We start from the raw sequence: 15,552 nt of genomic DNA on the forward strand, positions 1-15,552 counted from the left end.
AGTCAAAAAAGCGTGAACAAACAGCCGGTTAATGGCTGGAAATTGACTCAAGTTGTTGCAAGAGCAGCGCTGCCTGGGTCCGGGTACGCACCCCGAGCTTGCGGAAGATCGCCGTCACGTGGGCCTTGATCGTGGCTTCCGACACGCTCAGTTCGTAGGCAATCTGCTTGTTCAGCAACCCTTCGCAAACCATGGTCAGAACCCGGAACTGCTGGGGCGTCAGGCTAGCCAGGCCTTCGCTGGCGGCCTTGGCTTCGGCTGAGACACTGACCTCTTCAAACGCCTGGGGCGGCCACCAGACATCACCGTCGAGCACACTGCGCACGGCCTGCTGGATGACTTCCAGGGAACTGGACTTGGGAATGAAACCGCTGGCGCCGAACTCTCGGGAGCGCACCATGACGGAGGCTTCTTCCTGCGCCGAAACCATCACCACCGGAATTTGCGGGTACTGCCCGCGCAACAGCACCAGACCGGAAAAACCGTAGGCACCGGGCATGTTCAGGTCCAGCAGGACCAGATCCCAGTCGGATTTTTCGGTGAGTCGCACTTCCAGTTCGGCAATGCTTGCCACTTCCACCAGACGCACATCGGGGCCCAGGCCCAAGGTGACAGCTTGATGCAGTGCACTGCGAAAAAGCGGGTGATCATCGGCAATCAGGATTTCGTATGTGGCCATTTTTCAAATGATCCTGTTTTTCATGGCAGGACTGATGCATTCAGCCCTCACCAAAGCAACACGGAGGCACGCCAGAATACCGCACCCAAAGAGCACGAACGCCGCGAAAAGCCTGAGCAAAACAGTGGTTCAAACAGCGCCGGCGCCCTAATCGGCGCCAAGCATGCCCAGCCAAGCCAGGGTGGTCAAGCGTGAAGCTTTGCGGCATCTTAGCTGGCTAACTAATAAGAGAGCCATCATGCGCAGCCAAGCCTTGCGTGCCGATGTCCTGATGCTGATTACCGCGGTGATCTGGGGCTCGGCGTTTGTCGCACAAACTTCCGGTATGAATCATATCGGCCCCTTCCTTTATTCCGGCCTGCGCTTCGCCCTGGGCTCACTCTGCCTCTTGCCGCTGGTGCTGCGTAAAACACCCACGGATCGTCAGCCCGAACCCTTGCTCAATCGTGGGCTGCTACTGGGCGGCGTACTCATGGGGCTGGCCCTGGCCCTGGGCATCAATCTGCAACAAGTGGGGCTGATGTTCACCACCGTCACCAATGCAGGTTTCATCACCGGGCTCTATGTCATTGTAGTGCCGCTTCTGGGGCTGCTGATTGGCCACAAGACTGGCTTGGGTACCTGGCTCGGCGCCGTGCTGGCGGTGGTGGGCATGTTCCTGCTGAGCGTCAGCGACAGCTTCCACGTTGCCTCGGGAGATTGGCTGCAGTTGATTGGCGCCTTCGTCTGGGGTGGGCACGTGATTCTGGTGGGGGTTTTCGCCGGCCGTCATGACCCGATTCGCCTGGCGTTCCTGCAATTTGCTACCTGCGCGGTGGTCAGCCTGATCCTGGCGTTGTGCCTGGAACCGCTTCGCTGGGAAGCGATTGTCGGCGCCGGGCCGGCCATTCTCTATGGCGGGGTGGTGGCCGTCGGTATCGGCTACACCTTGCAGGTGATTGCCCAAAAGGACGCAATCGCCTCTCACGCGGCAATCATTCTGTCCCTGGAAGCGGTATTTGCCGCCATTGCCGGGGCCTGGTTGCTGGATGAGTCGCTGCAGGCCCGCGGCTACTTCGGCTGCGCGCTGATGCTCAGCGGCATGCTGGTAGCCCAGCTATGGCCACAAAAGCCTCATTCCAGCACGACTACACAAAGGGCTTGAGCCGGGCATGCACATCGTCATCCGGATCGATGGCCTTCTGGAACTTCGCTGACAGGTAATGGGTGCTGAACACATCGAGGTAGGCATCCAGTACCTGGCTGACCTGCTCATCGCCGGCCAGTTCCAGGCATAACGCCGCCACTTCAGCGGTACAGAAGTGATCATCACGCTTGGAGCGACGCAGCTTGTAGCGCGAGAGCTTCTCCGGGGACAGGCTGAGAACCGGCAAGTGCTCCAGGTAAGGGCTCTTGCGGAACATCTTGCGCGCCTCGCTCCAGGTAGCGTCCAGCAGAATGAACAGCGGCCGCTTGCCCTCCTCCTGCCTGACTTCGCTGACCACCCGTTCGGGCGCGACGAACTCGCCCGGAAACACGATATAGGGCTGCCACTGCGGGTCGGCCAGCAACGCCAGCAGTTGCGGGTCGACCTCAGTACGCGACCAGCTGAACGCCGTCGTGTCGCCGATCACATCGGCAATCAGCCAACCGGTATTGCTCGGCTTGAGCGGTTCGACGTCGTGCATCACCAGGCACATGGCTGACCGGGCAACGACTTTCGGTCGCCAGGCACACAGGCAATGGCTGGGAATCACTCGGCAGCGGGGGCAGCGTTCAGCCCGTGAGCCGCGTGCGAAAAAGGGCTTGGCCACGCGCGCCATCCGCAGATCACGTAGACGGGAAACCGCATGACTCATCGCAGGACATGCCAGCAAGAAACAGAAATCAACACGACAAACACTCAAGAGGGTAAAAAGTCGGACAAGTTTATCAGAGCTATCTGTTCAAACCTGTACCGCCCTGCGGCCTCTCCCCCTATAATTCGTCGCCACTGAACGCACAGTCGAGTGGCTGGTCGAAGCATCAGTCACTGCACCAGGAGAGTTTCATGTTGCGCTTTACCATTCCTACCGTCGCCCTTCTGCTGGCCCTGCCCCTGGGTGCCCAAGCTGCGTCCCTGCAAGAATTCGAACTGGGCAAAATGCTGGAGAAGGTCGCTGCGGAAAGCAACGTCGGCACTCCTCGGGAAATCAACGAGAACATTCTCGACCAGGGCTATACCGTTGAAGGCAAGGAACTGATCAACCACCTCAGCGTGCAGTCTGGCCATGCCGAGCAGATGCGCGCCAATCCCAAGGCGGTCTACCTGCAGCTTGGGGCAAGCGTCTGCCGCAATCCCAACTACCGCAAGCTGATGGCCAAAGGCGCCATCATGCGTTACGAGTTCACTGAAAACCGCACCAATCGCCCAGTGGCCTCGGCGCGCTTTCAGGAGTCGGATTGCCCGGCGCAAAGCACGCCCAAGAAAAAGTAATCACGAACGAGCGGCGCGCCGCTGCTGATCATCGGCGCGAAGTTCGGCGACCAGGGCCTGTAGGTATCGCGATGGCCGCTCCTGTGCTGCCAATCGGCGCCGGCACTCATCCTCCAGGCTTATTTGATGGTCAGCGGCGGCGGCTTGCAGCAGCTGATACAACTGCGGATCAATCTCCAGCGTGACAATGGTCATCCCCTGCCTCCCTGCTCTGGGCCTGCATGGCCCAGAACCCGCTTGCCTCTCTCCGGCCCCTGCTCCTGCGCCAGACGCTGCACCTTAGTAAATCAGAGCCGTCATCCCTTGCCGCCCCTCCTGACCAGCGGTGCCAGCCTGGGGAAAACCGCGAACAAGCGGTTGCCAGCCAAGACTTTATGAGCACATGATCAAGCCATGTCCGAAACGGCTTGCGGACGGTTGAGGAGGCCGTCCTTGTGCGTCTTGCTGTGCAAATGTTCTCAAATAAAGGAAAGCAGGACCTCTGTGGATGACCCCAACACTGCCCAGCGATTATCAGCTGTGATCGGGTCCGGAAATTCGCTCATTCGCTGGGCTGAGTAGACAGCGACACAGGCAGTGTCGTGGCACATTCGAATATCTCGATCGTGCGCAAGGTTCTGTGCAGAAGGAGAAGCTGAATGCCTTACCAATCGAATGACCTGTTAAGTCGTCATTTTCAGAGCAACGGTGTCGACCTGACGAACCAGGTCGAAGCGCAACTCAACCAGATAGCCCCCAACAGCCCGAATCTTCCTCTTTACCGCGACATGGTGCTCACCGTCCTGCGCATGGCCGAGGATGACCTCAATCGCTGGAATGCCAAGATAACCCTGCAGGCCCTGCGCGAACTGGAGCACGCCTTCCGTGTCCTGGAACAGTTCAAGGGCCGACGCAAAGTGACGGTCTTCGGCTCGGCACGCACCCCCAGTGAACACCCGCTATACGCCATGGCCCGAGAGCTGGGCGCGGCCCTGGCCCGCTCGGATCTGATGGTCATTACCGGGGCCGGCGGGGGCATCATGGCCGCCGCCCACGATGGTGCAGGCCTGGAGCACAGCTTGGGGTTCAACATCACCCTGCCTTTCGAGCAGCATGCCAACCCCACCGTTGGCGGTACGGAGAAGCTGCTGTCGTTCCACTTTTTCTTCACCCGCAAGCTGTTCTTCGTCAAGGAGGCCGACGCACTGGTGCTTTGCCCTGGCGGCTTTGGCACCCTTGATGAAGCCCTGGAAGTACTGACCCTGATTCAGACCGGCAAAAGCCCGCTGGTACCCGTGGTACTGCTGGACATGCCGGGTGGACAGTTCTGGCAAGGCGCCCTGGACTTCATCCACAACCAACTGGAAGCCAATCGCTACATTCTGCCCAGTGACATGAAGCTGGTGCGCCTGGTGCACAGCACTGAAGAAGCGGTGCAGGAAATCCAGCAGTTCTATGCCAACTTCCACTCCAGCCGCTGGCTCAAGCAACAGTTCGTCATCCGCATGAACTACAACCTCAATGAGCAGGCGCTGGAGCAGATGCAGACAGCATTCGCCGACCTGTGCCTGAGTGGCCAGTTTCAACAGCATGCCTACAGCGGGGAGGAACACGACGAAGTGCAGTTCAGCCATCTGGCGCGGCTGTCATTCGCCTTCAATGCTCGCGACAACGGTCGCCTGCGCGAGCTGATCGACTTCATCAACCTGCCGGAAAACTGGGCCAGGCCTCAGCCCCAAACAACGCAACGGGCACGAGAAACCAGCAAAGCCAACTGACCCCAGCCCTAGCCCGCTGCGTTATGCAGCGGGTACGGCGTCAGTCGTCCATGCCTCGGCCACTCAACAAGCGGCTGATCATGTCCATGGAATACCCGCGATAACTCAGGAAACGCCCTTGCTTGGCACGCTCTCGAGCATCTACAGGAAACCGCCCGGCAAACTTGCGCTGCCAGACGTCACGCAATTGTTCCTGCCAATCGATACCGCACTCGCGCAGCGCAAGATCAATATCGCTGCGCTGCAAGCCGCGCTGGCCCAGTTCTTCGCGAATACGCACGGGCCCGTAACCGGACCGTGCACGATAGGAAACAAAGCTTTCGAGATAACGGGATTCGGACAGCAGGCCCTCTTCCGTCAAACGGTCAAGGGCTGCTTCGATCATTTCAGGAGGGGCGCCGCGCTGACGCAGTTTACGCGTCAGCTCGACACGACCGTGCTCGCGTCTTGCGAGCAGGTCCATTGCGGTTCGCCGCACCGCGACGAGGGTATCGAGTACGGCGGTCATTGGATCAATCAGATATCAGCGTCGGCCATATCGTCTTCGGTCTCTTTGACCGGGTTGGCTTTGACGTCTGGCGATGCAGTCAGCAGTTTTTCACGGATCTGCTTCTCCAGCGCGTTGCCGATTTCCGGGTTGTCCTGCAGGAACTTGGCCGAGTTGGCCTTGCCCTGACCGATCTTGTTGCCCTGGTAGCTGTACCAGGCACCGGATTTCTCCAGGAAGCCATGCAGCACGCCCAGATCGATGATCTCGCCGTTGAGGTAGATGCCCTTGCCGTAAAGAATCTGGAACTCGGCCTGACGGAATGGCGGAGCCACCTTGTTCTTGACGATCTTGACCCGGGTTTCGCTGCCCACCACTTCGTCGCCTTCCTTCACCGCGCCGGTACGGCGGATGTCCAGACGGACCGAAGCGTAGAACTTCAGCGCGTTACCACCGGTGGTGGTTTCCGGGCTACCGAACATCACACCGATCTTCATGCGGATCTGGTTGATGAAGATCACCAGGCAGTTGGCGTTCTTGATGTTACCGGTGATTTTACGCAGCGCCTGGGACATCAGGCGGGCTTGCAGGCCCACGTGCATGTCGCCCATTTCACCTTCGATTTCAGCCTTGGGCACCAGGGCCGCCACGGAGTCGACGATGATCACGTCAACCGCGTTGGAACGCACCAGCATGTCGGTGATTTCCAGGGCCTGTTCGCCGGTGTCCGGCTGGGAAACCAGCAGGTCGTCAACATTCACACCCAGCTTGCCGGCGTATTCCGGATCCAGTGCGTGCTCGGCATCGACGAACGCACAAGTGGCACCGGCTTTCTGCGCCTGGGCAATAACCGACAGAGTCAGGGTAGTTTTACCGGACGACTCAGGGCCGTAGATTTCAACGATACGGCCTTTTGGCAGACCGCCAATGCCCAGAGCAATGTCCAGACCCAGAGAGCCGGTGGAAATGGCCGGGATCGCCTGACGGTCGTGATCGCCCATACGCATTACGGCACCCTTGCCGAATTGACGTTCGATCTGACCCAGGGCCGCAGCCAAGGCTTTCTTCTTGTTGTCGTCCATTAAAGTCCTCACGTAATCAATAAGGCCTGACGGCCAACACCTGTATAAGTAGCCAGTATTATTCCACAGCGCTCGAGGATCGCCTACCCCTGATTTGCGATTTCTGCCGCAGCATGTTGCAGCAACCCCTCTAGCGCGGCCTTCACCGTTTGTCGGCGGACCTCATCGCGATTCCCCGGAAAGTGCCGGCACTCGGTGGTCAGCGTCTCTCCCGCCCCCCAGGCCAGCCACACAGTGCCCACAGGCTTCTGCGCAGAACCGCCATCCGGCCCGGCGATACCGCTGACCGCCACGGCAAAATGCGCATGACTCCTGGCCTGTGCCCCCCGGACCATGGCCTCGACCACTTCACGACTGACAGCGCCGACCGAATTGAACAAATCGGCCGGCACATTCAATTGCAGGGTCTTCTGGCGATTGGAATAGGTGACATAACCGGCCTCGAACCAGGCCGAACTGCCAGGGATCCGCGTGATCGCCTCGGCGATGCCTCCCCCGGTGCAGGACTCTGCGGTGGTGACGTGGGCATTCAGAACCTGCAAACGCCTGCCGAGTTCAGCGGCAAGCTGGGTGATTTCTTTCACAATCCTCTCCTGATGGGGCTGGCGTGTGCTTACCGTACACCAGGCGAGGTGGCTTGCAAGTGACAAGCCGTAGGGCGACTAAACAACCTTCCAAAACCTGAACTCTTGCCAAAATTCTCAATAAATTTACAACCCAAGCCTTTGCCACGAAGGCAAAGGCAGGGCTCAAAGCGCTACGCCTGATTCAAGCCAGCAAGTCCCAGGTCAGGGCAATACCTGCCGGACGCGGAGTAGTTGCAGGCACTGAAGTACCGAGCCACAGGCCCTTGCCTGCTGGAACAAAGAGCGGATAGGGCAACACCACCTCAGAATGCGATCCAGCGGCGCTGTTCCCGTTACCAGAGAAGATAATCGGCACAGTTCTATCACCAACAATTTTCGGTGCGGTGACGCCACAATAAACGTCAACAGCTCCATTCGAAGGGGCGATATAACCCGTGCGAATGATAACTCCGTTAGTGTTAGAGGCCGGGTCAACGATGGTAGTTACACCGCTGGGAATTGGGTAAATCGATACGAAGTGGTTACCAACTGGTACTGCGTCCATTTTTTACACCTTATTAGGTCAAGTGATTGTGCGCGGAGAATCCGCATTCATATCGCTCAAAGGCGTTTGCTCGAGGCTCGTAGCCTTCACATGATTCAAGGTCCCGCATCGGGAGCATTTGATCTGGAGCTCGGTAAACTCACCCACTCGGGCGAGAAGTCTTTTGCAATGACCGCATCTGCACTCTTTTAGCATCGGCACATCCGTTTGATGGTGTCCTGACTGTTACCCCGTACTTATGGGCAACGTTGTGTCCCTTTACTCTCAGTGCCGTTGCTCGGCTGTCGAAGCGCCCCCCAGCACAGCCTGGGATTCGCGCACCCACCGCTGCAACGCCTTCAATTGCTCGGCATTGGCGTGGCATTCGCTGTAGTTGTCGACGACGCTGGCGGCGACGGTAGAGAGTGCAAGGCCCGAGGCGGCGCCATCAGTGACGCTGGGGCCTCCGGCCACGGGCAGGTTGGCGGCGCCGGCGTCGTGCACCCGGACAAAACCAGCAGGCACAACGCAGGATCTATCAGCCGCTTTCGAAACATAGACAGGAACCTCCTTGGTGATGGTGGCGCCCGCCTGATAGACCTTGACGATACGGTCGACGTACTCGACCACCACCTTTTCCCTGACCGTGCCCAGGGCCCGGCCTTGTTCAAAGGATTGTTTGAGACGAGCCTCATCGAGGCGTTGGTTGTTACTGCGCTCACTGCCGGCACCGCTGACGTAGCCGAGTGCATAAAGCAACCCGGCCGCCACAGCGATGGCCAGCCAGCCACGGATATTCATCAGCCCTCCTGAGGCGGGCAGGAAATGAGTCACCCAGCCTGCCAAAAAAACCTGTAGCCGCTGCCGCAGGCTGCGAAAAGGTCCGCAGGACCTTCAGACGGCAGCCCTCACACCACCGGCGAACACAGCACCGCCCGCGCCCTGGCCCAGAGTTGCAGGCGGTCCTGCAAGCCATTCAGGCCCCCATTGATCCGCCGGGTAATGCTGTTGAACTCATCGCGATCAGCCAGGGCATTGAGCCCACCGCGCTCCCAGAACCAGGCCGCCGACTCGGCGGCCCATTGCGCTTGCTCCAGCAGCTCCGGCAACTCCAGCAGGCGCTCATCGCCAAACAGCCCGAGGCTGCACTGGTGATAGTTGCTGCGCCCGGTGATCTGGATCAGCCCGCGCCCGCGATACCGCTGGCCGTCGCCATCCGCCTCGGGGGTATTGCCCAGGCGCGCGGCGAGAGGGCCCGTGTCGTACTTGCTCAGGTATTGATCACTGCCCAGTTCGCGTACGTATTGCAGCTGCCCGGATTCGTGTCCGATCTGAGCCAGAAAGGCCGCCTGGCGCTTCGGCGTATCGATCTGCCGCTTGGCCATGGCGGTGTTGAGTGGAGAAACAAAAACGCCCGCTTGGCGGCGGGCGTTAGGCATGATTTGCAGCAGTTGTTCTTCGGTTATTGGCATGGTCAGTGTTTGCAGGTCGGATAAGAAAACGCCCCGGCGGTACGGGGCGTTTATTCAGTTTGTTCAGTAACCCAGGATGGCGCGACAGGGCGGTACTGAGAATCGGGGAAGTGCGGCGATTGCGGCCAGTCACGCAAGGCCTGCATGTACACAAGCAGTTGCTTGAACTGTGCACTGGCAAGCGTTGTAGGTACTTCGATCTCCAACTGATCACGGTGCCGCTCACGCAACCACCTCACCGAATCCAGTGCTGAATCACGCCAGACACGCTCTCCTACCGATACAGGTGACGGCGCCGTCGCGCTTTCTATGTGGAGCCGAACTTCCTCTTCGGACATCGGGATCAACTGGCTGGATATGAAATGCGCGGGAGCATCGTCATCGTAAGCATGGACACGGTTTGTCTCGGGATTATGGAAATACTTCATGCACGTAACTCCGACCAAACTGGATTGACTGGACTACCAAAAGTTACTGAGTAAGTTGCTCCGACCGGCACCACGAACGATGCGTGATAGGCGGAAGTTGCCACGGCCACACCACCGCAAGTTGCAGTAACCGCTCCGGTCGTAATAGATGCCTGAACTTGAATCGGGCGCCCCGTAGTATTGGTGTAGACAGTGCCTGAAACGCGACTGGCCGTAACATTCTGCCAGGCCTGTCCATCACCCAAGCCCCGAGGTCGGGCCTCTAACGCTGAAACGTTTGCAGCCAGACCGGAAATGTCGATATTCCCCTGGTTGATGGGAGCGTTCCAGGCCTTAATGCACCACATAACCGCCAGGTTGCGAGGGCGGGTTTCAATTCCGCCTGTTGGATTGGTTTTTAGATTTTCGTCGTCGGTGACTCCATTTCCAGTATCACCATAAACCCAAGAATCAAACACATTTCCAGCACTCGAGCTGTCCTTCACTGAGTGTGTATGACTCTTGAACTCATCGGCCTGCCAGCTGCCTACCGCCCGCCCAGCATCCACCCCCCGCCCATGATCCCAACCCCGCAAAAACTCGCCTCGCGACTCAGGCAAGCGGAAGTTACCCGCCCCCTCACCCCCGGTATTGAACATAGTCCCCAGATAAGCCGCCAGATCCGGATAGGTCGCAGCACTCTGCACACTGCCATCCACCTCCAGGAATCCGGCCGGCACCGTGCCCTTGGGAAACGGCACCATCGCCCCCACCGGCAAGGCCGACATGTTCTTCAACAGCGCCTCGATCTCCGCCTTGGTATAGGTCACCGACTTGGTATAGGCATCGGTGATCCCGTACTCGGCCAGGGTGGTGCGGATCTTCTCCGGTGGGATCGAATCACGCACGATCGCCTTGATCGCCGCCAGCAACTGGTCATGCTCGGCCTCGGCCGGCTCTTCCCCTCCCGCACGAATCACGTTGAGCAATTCGTCGGTCACTGCATTACCCCAATCGGAAGAAATCAGTGAACCCACTTGCCCCGTGACCGGGTTTTCATCGACAAACTTCCCATTTACCAGCCCGACACTGGGCACACTCTTTGGATAATCCACTCGTCTGTCCTCTAGTTGTAATTGAAACGCGCCGGCTCAAGCTCGGCGCGTGGCAATAAATCAGAGACTCCAGGCCAGGACCTGGAACGATCTCAATGTGCTGTGCTCATCAACTCGCCCGGGCGCCATCCCCGGTAATGTCGATGGCGAACAAAGTCGCCACCGACAACTAACCGGTGATATCGGCGTCGGGATTTATCAAAGGGTAAGAAAGATGGGGCTCCTCATTAGAAAACGAGAAGTCCGAAACAATGCCTTTAGGCACTGTTCAGAGAATCAGGAGGTTTTGAACTGGTTATTCGTAAAAACTTAAAACGTCAGAGCACCACTATTAAATGGAGTCAGGCACTGCGCTGAAAGCTATGGCCGGCCAACCAGTCTCCAGCATCCTGGCTTCATACACGCCGGCATTGACCGCGGCGACCAACTCGCTCTCGCGGATAAAACAGGCCTGAACATAGGCATCGACAGCGCTATCGCAGGCCTGCACCTGATACGCATCGAGTTGTACAAAGGCGCCGTTTTTCTGTTTCCAATGAATCAGGTAGCTGATATCTCGACTCGCCCTGACGGCGGCTCTAGTGAGCTTCGCCTGACTCGAACGATCGGTTTGAATAGCCAGGCCTTGAACAACGATGCCAGCCTCCTCGCGCTTGAATCGCTCATTGGCAATCAGCATCAACACGTCAGCGCTGGCAACCGCAAGCGTCGGGTACTCAGCAGAAAAAATTTCCCCGTCCAACAGTTGATCGACACTGTCCACTGCCCTGCAACCCCGGCCATCGGCTCGAACTGCAAAACCATTCATAGGTTGTCCTCCCATCCAATACATTGCAAAACACCTGTCGCGGCATAAGAGCCAAAACGAATCGTTGGCCCTTCCAGCAAAAACAGTCCATTGGCAGTAGGTACGGGCGACGAAGGGTTGAAACCACCAACAAAGGGAGCAGCGTTGAGCGCTGCGGTATTCAAGTAGATAAGCGCCTGCGCGGTATAGGCACTGCTTGGAGCAAAGCCAACGTAACCATTGTTGGTACCGGCAGTGAGTGAAATCTTTGCTGCCGTTGGTGGAACAAAGGCAGACACGGCGACATCTGCAGCCGGGCTGATAACCCCGGAGGCCATGACCGGCAGATTAGGCACATTGGAGCCAGGCACAACCTTGTATTGAACGCTGTTACCCGCCTGGATAAACGACAGTAGAAACCTGTTGGCCGTGGAGTCGGTTCGCGTCCAGCTGACTCGGGCCTTGTGGGTGTAACCGGCAGGCAATACTGGAGTTTTCACACTGAGCGAGAGTAAACCTGCAACACCCGTACCTCCCCATATCACCCAGACGCTGTACCAGGTGGAACCGGTCAGCAGCCCGCTGTCGAGTCCATTGGCGCCGACAGTCGTAGCGTTGATGACGAGATTCACGTCACTGACTGTCTTGAATGAGAGATCGTTGCCAACCACCAGTTGATCGGCCATCACATTGACAGTTGAACCGAGCCCGGAGGCCGAAGCCTTCAATCCTTTGCAAATCCCGACAACAGCGTTTTTCTGTGCATTACGAACATCAACCGCGAGAGCAGCGATGTCGATGTTTCCCTGATTGATCGGGGCGTTCCAGGCCTTGATGCACCACATAACAGCCAGGTTGCGAGGCCGGGTTTCTGTAGAAGTTCTAGCCACTCGGCTTGCATCAAAGTCAAAGGATGCGGAACTCCACGCCCCGCCTCCAGCAATACCAGTAGGTACACCGGATCGAGCATTCGTTTTGAACGCCCCAGTACTGTTTAGCGGCGCGGTGCTTCCTGTGGGAAACGTTGATGATTCACCTGTGATGTTCTGCAACGCATCCTGCTGTTCGCTACCAATTACCCGACCAGCATCAACCCCACGCCCATGATCCCAACCCCGCAGAAACTCCCCCCGCGACTCAGGCAACCGGAAATTCCCCGCACCCTCGCCTCCGGTATTGAACGCAGTCCCCAGGTAAGCCGCCAGGTCCGGATAGGTCGCAGCACTCTGCACACTGCCATCCACCTCCAGGAATCCGGCCGGCACCGTACCCTTGGGAAACGGCACCATCGCCCCCACCGGCAAGGCTGACATGTTCTTCAACAGCGCCTCGATCTCCGCCTTGGTATAGGTCACCGACTTGGTATAGGCATCGGTGATCCCGTACTCGGCCAGGGTAGTACGAATCTTCTCCGGCGGTATCGAATCACGCACGATCGCCTTGATCGCCGCCAGCAACTGGTCATGCTCGGCCTCGGCCGGCTCTTCCCCTCCCGCACGAATCACGTTGAGCAATTCGTCGGTAACCGCGTTTCCCCACTCAGAGGAAATCAGTGAGCCGACTTGCCCGGTCACCGGGTTCTCGTCAACAAACTTCCCGTTCACCAGCCCTACGCTGGGAACACTTTTCGGATAATCCACTTGTTCTTGTCTTCTCTAGTCATAGTTGATGTACACCTGTGTATGCGCCGGTGTACTGCGATGGATAAGGCACTCCAGGGCGCTGCCCGGGTTCATGCCAAAACGTTCGCCCCAATAGCTGGCGCCGAAGCGCCGGCCCAGTTGCAGGCGGCCGCCGGTATTGAGGGTCCACATGAAGTTCGCCCGCCAGGTGCCGAAATGCGCGTGACCAAAGCGTGAGCGGCCCATGCGCGGGGTACTCAGCTCAGTGACGCTGGCATTGGGATAGCCCTGGCTGCGGGCGATTTCGACGAAGTAGGCGGCACGCTGGCTGCCCACCGCCAACAGACGCCGGCGCACGGCCAGGCGCCGGTCTTCGAACAGCGGGGTCAGGCCCAGGCAGGGGTCGGGCAGGTCCATGACCTTTTCCCAATCCGTCACCAGTTCGCTGACGCTGGCCGGGTCCATTTCGTTTTGCAGGTCCACGGCCCGGGCGTCGATGCGCGCCAGCTCCTGGGAGATGCCCTGCAACACCCGTTCAAGCTCCGGCACCCGTTCCGGGTCCCAGGCCGGGCCGCTGGGCAGCAGGCTGCGCAGCTGGCCCTGGTACTGGGCGGCGCTTCTTATTGCAGCCATTGGCAACCTCCAAATACCAGCAGTTGGTTGCTGCTTGCCGGCACATCGGCCAGCGGCGCCAGCAGGCGGTGATCCTGTTCACCGGTGGCGCTGCTGATGGCCTCGCGGATGTGGCTCAAGAGCAGGGTTTCTCCCAGGCCGGCCTCGCGGCTGTGCAGGTCGCGCAGTTGGTCCTCGACCGCGGCCCGCACCGCACTGGTGTCGGGGGTCAGGCGCACCTGGTAGATCACCGGCTGTATCACTGGCGCCAGCACATGCACCTCGGCGGTTACCGGGCGCAAGGGCTCGATATAGGCCAGAACCCGCGCCAGCTGCTCGGCATTGGGAATCGGCTGCAGGTCGTCGTCACGCATGACGAACAAGCCCACGGTGCCCGGCCCCAGGTAATTGCGCCGGCACCATGCACGGGTGATGCCCGGGCACTCCATGGCCCAGGTTTCGTAGTCGTCCGCCGAGCCGCCATGGGGAATGATCCGATAGGAACGGATCACCCGCGAGCGCAGGGATTCGAGGCTTTCCCGGGCCACGCCACCGCTCAGGCCCGGGGCCAGGACGGTGAACGAGTTGCTGATGCCCTGCACCGGCTGCACCGCGGTCAGCTCCAGGCCGGCATCGGCATTGCCCAGGGTACCGCCGTCGACGGCCTGGATCGTGGTGCTGTTGAGGCCTGCGCTGGTGGTGCGCGCGGCGGTCACTGTGTAGCTGCGACCGTCGCTGCTTTGCAACAGGGTGCCGAGATCCAGCACGGCGCCGGCTGCCGCGTTGAAACTGACGCTGCCACTGGCCGCCTGGGCAGCCTTGCGCGGCTGGTTCAGGCGCAGCGCGGCTATGCGCTCCAGGGTCGACTCATCGGCCTTGTCCGGAAGGATCTGCTCGGCGATCCAATCCAGGTAGCCATACAGGCCAAAGGCGGCACCGCTCAGGGTGCGGGCCAGCACTTGGGCATCGGACTGGCGCAGCGAATCGCTGGCCAGGTCGCTTTGGGTGCGCTGAATCAGCACCGGCAGCGAAGGGGTTTCAAACGGCATAGGTCACCTGCCAACTGTGAATGGGGTTGATGTCCAGGCGCTCGCCGTCGGCCAGGATCAGCACCGTGCGCAGGTTCAGGCGCTGGGCATCGAGGCGCTCGGTCATGATCTCCACGGCGTTGCAGTGGCCATCGTCGATCAGCCACTGCAGGGCCTCGCGGGCATAGAACTCGGCATCGAGCTGGGTCTGCCGGCTCAGCTTGACCCGGCGCAACAGCCACAGCCGCGAGCCGATACGGTCGTCGGCCACGCTGGGAAAACTGTCGCCCCACCAGCCGTAGCGCTGGTCGTCATCCAGGGCGTCGTCATCGGCGGCGCGGCGCCAGGTGAACAGGCTGATTTCCACGGCCCGGGTCAGGGCGTTCTTCAGGTCATAAGTGGCGAACATGCTTAACCTCCCACCGGCGCGCCGGTCTGCCCCGGGCCGGGTTGCACGCCGCTGTGGACGTGGTTGATCTGGCTGATGCCGGCGGCGACCTGATCGCCCTGGGAGACGATCTTGCCGCTCATGCTCAGGGTCGGGCTGTCGATGATGACGCCGCTGCTGGCGCGGATATTCAAGGTGGCGGTGTCGATGTCGATGACCCGCCCGCGCTTGAAGTGAATCTTGTCGCCCTCGTCGGTGTAGATCGCCACTTCACCGGCGGCCAGGGCCTTGAGGCGATAGCGCCGGTCGGCCACCACCAGCACCACTCCATGGGAGCGATCGCCGCCGAGGAAGGTGGCGATGCCCTCGGCGCCGGCCAGGGGGTTGCTGGTAAAACCGTAAGGCTCGAAATGCTCCATGTCGTCGTTGACCTCGCCGGCGGTGAGGCGCATTTGCAGCGATTGCAATTTGTTGGCCGAATGGGCGAGCACCACGGTGCCCCGCGCCAACAGGCGTGTCAGTAGGCTCATGCTGGGTTCCTTGGGGGGAGA

21 protein-coding genes are annotated in these 15,552 nt (G+C 59.6%); 3 read left to right on the plus strand and 18 right to left on the minus strand.

What is annotated here, in order from left to right:
* Positions 1 to 28: 28 nt before the first annotated feature.
* A complete protein-coding gene (gene erdR / locus AC1RCO_RS10310) occupies positions 29 to 679 on the minus strand; it encodes a response regulator transcription factor ErdR (protein WP_011059586.1) in 651 nt (216 codons plus the stop codon).
* 238 nt (positions 680 to 917) lie between these two features.
* Here erdR and AC1RCO_RS10315 point away from each other — a divergent pair, with 238 nt between their 5' ends.
* Positions 918 to 1,823 (plus strand): DMT family transporter, encoded by a 906-nt coding sequence (locus AC1RCO_RS10315; RefSeq protein ID WP_011059585.1) that lies wholly within the window; start codon positions 918 to 920, stop codon positions 1,821 to 1,823.
* Here the strand turns inward: AC1RCO_RS10315 and AC1RCO_RS10320 are convergent.
* A complete protein-coding gene (locus AC1RCO_RS10320) occupies positions 1,807 to 2,517 on the minus strand; it encodes a tRNA-uridine aminocarboxypropyltransferase (RefSeq protein WP_011059584.1) in 711 nt (236 codons plus the stop codon). The genes AC1RCO_RS10315 and AC1RCO_RS10320 overlap by 17 nt on opposite strands.
* A gap of 191 nt (positions 2,518 to 2,708) precedes the next feature.
* Here AC1RCO_RS10320 and AC1RCO_RS10325 point away from each other — a divergent pair, with 191 nt between their 5' ends.
* Positions 2,709 to 3,134 carry a quorum-sensing-regulated virulence factor family protein gene (locus AC1RCO_RS10325; RefSeq protein ID WP_011059583.1) on the plus strand — a complete coding sequence of 142 codons (426 nt, stop codon included), beginning with the start codon at positions 2,709 to 2,711 and terminating at the stop codon, positions 3,132 to 3,134.
* Here AC1RCO_RS10325 and AC1RCO_RS10330 read toward each other — a convergent pair whose 3' ends face one another.
* Positions 3,135 to 3,329: a hypothetical protein gene (locus AC1RCO_RS10330; RefSeq protein ID WP_011059582.1), complete on the minus strand. Its 195-nt coding sequence runs from the start codon at positions 3,327 to 3,329 to the stop codon at positions 3,135 to 3,137. It abuts the gene before it with no gap.
* A gap of 443 nt (positions 3,330 to 3,772) precedes the next feature.
* Here AC1RCO_RS10330 and AC1RCO_RS10335 point away from each other — a divergent pair, with 443 nt between their 5' ends.
* On the plus strand, positions 3,773 to 4,891 hold the full coding sequence (locus AC1RCO_RS10335) for an LOG family protein (RefSeq protein ID WP_492617677.1): 1,119 nt from the start codon (positions 3,773 to 3,775) through the stop codon (positions 4,889 to 4,891).
* Positions 4,892 to 4,931: 40 nt separating this feature from the next.
* Here AC1RCO_RS10335 and recX read toward each other — a convergent pair whose 3' ends face one another.
* The 15 genes from recX to AC1RCO_RS10410 form a co-directional block, all read right to left on the minus strand.
* Complete coding sequence (gene recX, locus AC1RCO_RS10340; protein ID WP_492617678.1) at positions 4,932 to 5,399, minus strand: recombination regulator RecX; 468 nt, start codon at positions 5,397 to 5,399, stop codon at positions 4,932 to 4,934.
* Positions 5,400 to 5,407: 8 nt separating this feature from the next.
* Positions 5,408 to 6,460: a recombinase RecA gene (gene recA / locus AC1RCO_RS10345; protein ID WP_011059579.1), complete on the minus strand. Its 1,053-nt coding sequence runs from the start codon at positions 6,458 to 6,460 to the stop codon at positions 5,408 to 5,410.
* A gap of 83 nt (positions 6,461 to 6,543) precedes the next feature.
* The gene (locus AC1RCO_RS10350; RefSeq protein WP_011059578.1) at positions 6,544 to 7,044 is read right to left on the minus strand and encodes a CinA family protein; all 501 of its coding nucleotides are present in this window, start codon (positions 7,042 to 7,044) and stop codon (positions 6,544 to 6,546) included.
* Between the two features lie 184 nt (positions 7,045 to 7,228).
* A complete protein-coding gene (locus AC1RCO_RS10355; RefSeq protein ID WP_141679908.1) occupies positions 7,229 to 7,591 on the minus strand; it encodes a hypothetical protein in 363 nt (120 codons plus the stop codon).
* 18 nt (positions 7,592 to 7,609) lie between these two features.
* Complete coding sequence (locus AC1RCO_RS10360; protein WP_080966908.1) at positions 7,610 to 7,786, minus strand: Com family DNA-binding transcriptional regulator; 177 nt, start codon at positions 7,784 to 7,786, stop codon at positions 7,610 to 7,612.
* A 69-nt stretch (positions 7,787 to 7,855) separates the two neighbouring features.
* Complete coding sequence (locus AC1RCO_RS10365) at positions 7,856 to 8,371, minus strand: hypothetical protein (RefSeq protein ID WP_065364480.1); 516 nt, start codon at positions 8,369 to 8,371, stop codon at positions 7,856 to 7,858.
* A 107-nt stretch (positions 8,372 to 8,478) separates the two neighbouring features.
* Positions 8,479 to 9,042: a glycoside hydrolase family 19 protein gene (locus AC1RCO_RS10370; RefSeq protein WP_019093481.1), complete on the minus strand. Its 564-nt coding sequence runs from the start codon at positions 9,040 to 9,042 to the stop codon at positions 8,479 to 8,481.
* Between the two features lie 50 nt (positions 9,043 to 9,092).
* Entirely contained in the window at positions 9,093 to 9,470 is a 378-nt protein-coding gene (locus AC1RCO_RS10375; protein WP_041116261.1) for a phage tail assembly chaperone, read from the minus strand.
* Positions 9,467 to 10,564: a phage tail protein gene (locus AC1RCO_RS10380; protein ID WP_258611528.1), complete on the minus strand. Its 1,098-nt coding sequence runs from the start codon at positions 10,562 to 10,564 to the stop codon at positions 9,467 to 9,469. The genes AC1RCO_RS10375 and AC1RCO_RS10380 overlap by 4 nt, the downstream gene beginning before the upstream one ends.
* Positions 10,565 to 10,895: 331 nt before the next feature.
* Entirely contained in the window at positions 10,896 to 11,372 is a 477-nt protein-coding gene (locus tag AC1RCO_RS10385) for a DUF4376 domain-containing protein (protein ID WP_258611527.1), read from the minus strand.
* Complete coding sequence (locus AC1RCO_RS10390; protein WP_492617679.1) at positions 11,369 to 12,991, minus strand: phage tail protein; 1,623 nt, start codon at positions 12,989 to 12,991, stop codon at positions 11,369 to 11,371. Before AC1RCO_RS10390 ends, AC1RCO_RS10385 begins: the two co-directional genes overlap by 4 nt.
* A gap of 15 nt (positions 12,992 to 13,006) precedes the next feature.
* On the minus strand, positions 13,007 to 13,606 hold the full coding sequence (locus AC1RCO_RS10395; protein ID WP_011059572.1) for a YmfQ family protein: 600 nt from the start codon (positions 13,604 to 13,606) through the stop codon (positions 13,007 to 13,009).
* Positions 13,594 to 14,634, minus strand: coding sequence for a baseplate J/gp47 family protein (locus tag AC1RCO_RS10400; protein ID WP_015634369.1), 1,041 nt, complete (start codon positions 14,632 to 14,634; stop codon positions 13,594 to 13,596). The genes AC1RCO_RS10395 and AC1RCO_RS10400 overlap by 13 nt, the downstream gene beginning before the upstream one ends.
* Complete coding sequence (locus AC1RCO_RS10405) at positions 14,624 to 15,022, minus strand: phage GP46 family protein (protein WP_011059570.1); 399 nt, start codon at positions 15,020 to 15,022, stop codon at positions 14,624 to 14,626. Before AC1RCO_RS10405 ends, AC1RCO_RS10400 begins: the two co-directional genes overlap by 11 nt.
* A gap of 2 nt (positions 15,023 to 15,024) precedes the next feature.
* Positions 15,025 to 15,531, minus strand: a complete 507-nt coding sequence (locus tag AC1RCO_RS10410) for a phage baseplate assembly protein V (protein WP_011059569.1) — start codon at positions 15,529 to 15,531, stop codon at positions 15,025 to 15,027.
* Positions 15,532 to 15,552 lie beyond the last annotated feature (21 nt).

The sequence above is a fragment of the Pseudomonas sp. GW823-FHT03E05 genome, from assembly GCF_058796855.1.